This is a genomic window from Bacillus sp. P4_D3, from assembly GCF_056401855.1.
In genome coordinates this window covers 1-5,721 of sequence record NZ_JBFUIN010000201.1, presented here as the reverse complement: position 1 = coordinate 5,721, position 5,721 = coordinate 1, and the positions used below count along the sequence as shown (strand labels likewise).

The 5,721-nt window shown below is 33.9% G+C and carries 7 protein-coding genes; all 7 read right to left on the bottom strand.

Features of this window, described 5'->3' with window-relative positions:
- Positions 1-36: 36 nt before the first annotated feature.
- Positions 37-567 (bottom strand): peptidoglycan recognition protein family protein, encoded by a 531-nt coding sequence (locus AC1DTM_RS17060; RefSeq protein ID WP_477000541.1) that lies wholly within the window; start codon positions 565-567, stop codon positions 37-39.
- An 80-nt stretch (positions 568-647) separates the two neighbouring features.
- Positions 648-884, bottom strand: coding sequence for a DUF3961 domain-containing protein (locus AC1DTM_RS17055; RefSeq protein ID WP_002149379.1), 237 nt, complete (start codon positions 882-884; stop codon positions 648-650).
- Between the two features lie 371 nt (positions 885-1,255).
- Positions 1,256-2,542 (bottom strand): NAD-specific glutamate dehydrogenase, encoded by a 1,287-nt coding sequence (gene gudB / locus AC1DTM_RS17050; RefSeq protein ID WP_000225168.1) that lies wholly within the window; start codon positions 2,540-2,542, stop codon positions 1,256-1,258.
- Positions 2,543-2,890: 348 nt separating this feature from the next.
- Positions 2,891-3,499, bottom strand: a complete 609-nt coding sequence (locus tag AC1DTM_RS17045) for a genetic competence negative regulator (protein WP_002158605.1) — start codon at positions 3,497-3,499, stop codon at positions 2,891-2,893.
- A 77-nt stretch (positions 3,500-3,576) separates the two neighbouring features.
- Positions 3,577-4,452: a MerR family transcriptional regulator gene (locus AC1DTM_RS17040; protein ID WP_477000540.1), complete on the bottom strand. Its 876-nt coding sequence runs from the start codon at positions 4,450-4,452 to the stop codon at positions 3,577-3,579.
- On the bottom strand, positions 4,452-5,228 hold the full coding sequence (locus AC1DTM_RS17035; protein WP_477000539.1) for a metallophosphoesterase: 777 nt from the start codon (positions 5,226-5,228) through the stop codon (positions 4,452-4,454). The genes AC1DTM_RS17040 and AC1DTM_RS17035 overlap by 1 nt, the downstream gene beginning before the upstream one ends.
- 69 nt (positions 5,229-5,297) lie before the next feature.
- Positions 5,298-5,721 (bottom strand): LysM peptidoglycan-binding domain-containing protein (locus AC1DTM_RS17030; protein ID WP_477000538.1); only part of this gene is annotated, 424 nt, incomplete at its 5' end.

Here is a 5,721-nt window from a genome sequence, read left to right as displayed (position 1 = left end):
CACCTATCTTTATTGTATTCATTTTTCATATATTTGTCATCTAAACGAAACATACATCCGATAGACATCTGCTAAAAACTGCTGAAATTTAATTCCTTGTTGCCCTAATACATTTTCAGGATCGATTTTCCGAGTAGGATCCAACGTTTTGTGTGACACAATAGCCTTTTTAGGATTTAAAYCGAAATTTTGACATAAATAAGCGTGATACCACGTAAAACGAGTATACGCCTCCCAAAAGTTTACGTCGCCACCATAGCAAAGTTCAACCCCAATTGCAGCCTTATTCGCATCATAACCGAATAAATCATTATCCGTTGGCACATTGTATCGAACATGGTACGCAACTTCATTTATAGGGACAATTTCTAATATTGTTTTATCATCAATAAATGTATGCGCTGAAGCTTTCGGTTGTATTTCATTAAAGTAATCCCGATTTCCTATCGCATTGCTACCAGGGTTCCCCGTGTCATGACTTACAATAAATCTTACTTTTGAAAGAGGAATTCCTGGTCGTGAATTTCCATACCCAATATAATTACGCTCAATAGGGAACATCGCCATTACTACCAACTCCCGCTCTAAAAAATTACCTTACTTCCTTATATATGTATTCGGTGGCAATGTCCTTATGGCATTATTTCTTATGCGAAGAGAAAATCGAAAATATTTGATGTGAATACCATAAATAATACAATACTTACAGCCACTCCGTAAAAACCGTAAAACCAAACACAATCTTCTTTCGTATCTAAACCGAAAAACTTATTTACTGATTGTAATAATGATCCACGCTTACTATGATTATTTCGTAAAACTTCCACTCGTTCCACAACATCTGCTGGCATCATAAATCTTTGGTCTACTGTCATTTTCATCATTTATCTCTCCTTAAAATCGTTTCCGTTTGCTTATCTAAGGAAAGTATAGCACGTTTGTTCGTGTAGAACAAGCGTTCTTTTTGTTTTTATTTTATTTTTCACCAAGCTACGTAATAATTCCAATTACTACTGCGATAATCAGCCCTCCAACAACAAGATGCAATAAACCCTCTCCAAACATTCTAAAAATACTTGTTTTCTGAGTATTTTCAATCCTTACTATTTTACTTTCTAGTTTGGTTTACCCTTTCTTCTAATCAATCTACTCAATTCATCATTTCATTATTCATATCCAACACCTCTAACTAGTAACTTCAACAAAAAACGCGATTCCCTCAAAAGGAAATCACGTTTTCTCAAAACATTATATATTATACCCAACCTCTGAAGCGACTAGCCTCAGCCATTTTACGAACACCAATCATGTATGCAGCTAAGCGCATGTTTACTTTACGAACTTGTGATGTTTCATAGATTGAATCGAATGATTTTACCATTACTTTTTCTAAACGTTGTTCTACTTCTTCCTCAGTCCAGTAGTAACCTTGGTTATTTTGTACCCACTCAAAGTAAGATACCGTAACGCCACCAGCACTTGCTAATACGTCTGGAACAAGTAAGATACCACGATCTGTTAAGATTTTTGTTGCTTCTAATGTAGTTGGACCATTTGCAGCTTCAACTACAATTTTCGCTTTAATCTTATCAGCATTTTCTTCTGTAATTTGGTTCTCAATTGCAGCAGGAACTAAAATGTCGCAATCAAGTTCTAACAGTTCTGTATTTGAAATTGTATTATTAAATAGTTTTGTTACAGTACCGAAGCTATCGCGACGATCTAGTAAGTAGTCAATATCTAATCCATTCGGATCATGTAGTGCACCGTAAGCATCTGAAATTGCAATTACTTTCGCGCCTGCATCATGCATAAATTTAGCTAAGAAGCTACCCGCATTACCAAATCCTTGAACAACAACGCGCGCACCTTTAATATCAATGTCACGTTTTTTCGCAGCTTCACGAATACAAATTGTTACACCTTTTGCAGTCGCTGTTTCACGTCCGTGTGATCCACCTAATACAAGTGGTTTACCCGTAATAAATCCTGGTGAATTAAATTCATCGATACGGCTATACTCATCCATCATCCATGCCATAATTTGTGAGTTTGTAAATACATCTGGAGCCGGAATATCTTTTGTCGGACCAACAATTTGGCTAATTGCTCGTACATAACCGCGGCTTAATCTTTCTAATTCACGGAAAGACATCTCACGTGGGTCACAAATGATTCCACCTTTACCTCCACCATATGGTAAATCAACAATACCACATTTTAAACTCATCCAAATAGAAAGTGCTTTCACTTCATTTTCTGTTACGTTTGGATGGAAGCGAATTCCACCTTTCGTTGGACCAACAGCATCATTATGTTGCGCACGATATCCTGTAAATATTTTAACAGTCCCGTCATCCATACGAACTGGAATTTTCACTGTCATCATACGAATTGGTTCTTTCAATAATTCATATACTTCGTTTGGATAACCCAATTTTTCTAATGCTTCATTAATTACAATTTGTGTTGAATTTAACAATTCAAAATGTTGTTCCCCTTGTTGTTGTGTTTTCGTTTGAGTTCCCTTTTCGGCTACCATAGTAAGTAAACCCCCTGTAATTTCACTTGTTTAGTAAACCTTCATTGCCTAGTATACACCGTTAAATTTGGAATGCAATAGAAAACGCTAACAAATATATACAAACTATTTTGCGTTGCAAGCGTTTTCACTATTATTATAGTCCTTTTATTGCTTTTAGAAAAGTAAAATACTTAAATATTTAAATATTTTTTATTTTCATCAAAATACGTTCGATAAAACAATTATTTCATCAAAAAATACTGGTTATATTTTTAAATATAGATCGGCTAGTCTTGTTTCCTACACTTCGCTTTATAGATTTTAGATTTTCAGCTGAATAAAAATAAAACCTCAAGCTACGTTACATTAGCTGAGGTTTTGTTTTTTTACAAAGTAATTGTATATTTGTTCAATTGCTTGAGAATCCATTAATTCTTTACCATATTCCATTATGCGGTAAATTGTTGCTGTTGACGGATTACCGTATTCCGCTAAAATAGCTATAAAATCCGCCTTCAATAATTGAAATTGCTCTTCTTCTTCTATCCAAAGATAAAAACGATCATCCCACGTATACAACTTCCCATCAGTTACACCAAGGTTATATAAGCGATTTGACAAATTGATTACATCATCTAATGTAGCAAACTCGTAAAGTATATGTTCACTTTCATCAAGAGTCACTTGCATTTCAATAAACTCGTCACGGAACTCATCTTCTGTATCTACTTCGTGATTTTCTTTTGTTACAATTACAACCATACCTTGAGCTTGTAGAGAAAATACTTCAACAGCAATCGGTCCATCCGCTTCAAACCCTAATTCTTTATTCGCTTCTTGCATCATATCACGGAATAGTTGCTGTACTTTCGGTGCATTTCTCCACAAATCTTCTTTCGTTAATCCTCGTTCAGATAAATCATCAAATGTTAGGAAAATTTTAATCTTATTATAATTTAAACGTTCCAGTCTCATCTCATACCCTCCCTACGTAACCATTGCATCTAATTTTTATTATATGAAATAGAAAATAGATGGTTCTTTTCGAACGACTATTCTGACATTTTTAACCATCCATCCCATTCTTCTTTCGTGTTACCAATTAGGATATTTTGAAGATTTAATTGATCTCCAATGCCTTTTCTTCCTATAAAACCACCCGAGAGGTTTTCATTTTTTTCTTGCAATAAGTCAATAAATTCTACTGCCTCTTCAAGTTCTCGTTCATCATCAAAAGATATAAACAAATATTTAGGTTGTAATTGTTCAATAGCTAGTAAAATACCTTCTTCATCTAAACTTGTCCCCATATACATTGCTTGATATCCTTTTAGTCGTAAATACGTCGCGAAAATAAATCCTTTTAATATATTATTTCCTAAAACGAAAACTTTGTTAACGGAAGAATACACTGACGCATTATGATAGATCATTCCTAGACGTGTTTGTAAGAATGATACAACATATTTGAATTGTGACATTGTAATCTCATTATTATTTTTTAWAGATAACAACTTGTTTGCCACTTGAAGGATGATGCTTGTAACAACCTTTTCCGTTGAATATATACTAAAAACCTCGTTTAATAATGCAGAAGTTGTAATTTCATCAAATTTTAACAAAGCTTGTAGTATATCGTCCACTAAAACAACTTCTGTATCTGTAATTTTTTCTTTTTGAATGTTGTTCTGCAACCGATTCCCTTCTAATAACTGAACTGCTTGTCCAATCATCATCCCCTCAGAAACTTTATTCATTAACCATTTCAAAATATGAATATGCTCTTCTGTATATAAACGATGCCCCGCACGATTTCTCTTTGGGGCAATAATATGATAGCGTCTTTCCCATGCGCGAAGTGTACTCGGTTGAATTCCGAGTATATTCGAAACAGCTTTTATATTATATGTCCCATTTAAAGTCGGCATTATTTTCCTCCGCATAACGTAATGATATGTGTTTGGGAAGGTGCCCGAAAACGAAGAGGGAGTAATGTTGTTCCATACCCATTACTAACAAAGAGAGTCGTATTAGAATGCTTATATACACCACCCTTTAAATGCTTTTCAGATGGAAACAACCGAATCTGACCTCCATGTGTATGTCCACTTAATACGAGCGAAATTTGTTCTTTACCAGACATTTTCTTTATTATATCTGGGTTGTGACTAATTAAAATGCGAAAACCTTCTTCTTTACAATCAGACAACGCTAAATCTAAACGATCTCGTTCTAATCCAACATCATCGATACCGAGTAAGCAAATTTTCTCTCCTAATTCAGACTCAAATACAACTCTTGTATTATCTAATACCTTCACATTATTTTCTATTAATAAAGCATCCAATTCGTGATATTCAATTTCATAATCATTATTTCCCCATACAAAATATACAGGGGCTATTTCTCTTAACTTTTGAATATTTAAAGAGATTTGCGATAAAGGTACTCCTTTTTCAGCTAAATCGCCGCCAATAATTACGATATCTGCTTTTCCTTTCACTCGTTCAATTAGCGAGCTAGAAACGATMCTTCTATGAATATCCGAAATAAAAAAAACTTTAACTTTTTGAAAACTTTCCGGAAATTCTTCGAATACTAAAGTATGTTCCAACACTGTATTACGCATCGCTTCTTTATACATTCCAAGAAGACATACAAAACCAATGCATATGAGAGTACATAATAATATAATCCATGACATATATTTTTTACTCTCCCTCCTCGTAAAGTATAGTCCTTAATTTTATGTGAAGCTATATCACTCATTTAGCTAACTCTCATACTTCGTGGACTTATCTTTTATAGGAATTTTCAATTCTTGTCCTACTTTCACTTCATCTTCTTGTAAATCATTATACTTTTTTATTATTTCTATCCCATTTTCATCTGAGAAATATTGCTTCGCTATACTTTCTAAAGTTTCTCCATCTTTCACAACATGAGTTGCTACTTTCTCAGACTGCTTCTTTGATTCAGTCTGAGCTGAATCAAAGAAAATCACTTCAAACGCACTTTTCTCAGCATTATTACTATCACTTTTTACCTGTATATACTTATCCGTATACCATAGGATACTAATAGGTAACAATATGAACAAAAATGTTAACACTCGGACGAAAATGTGATTTATTTTAAACTTTGGTTTTTTCTCTTTATTTCTATGAATTTCACTACGCGGCGGTAAACCTTCATCT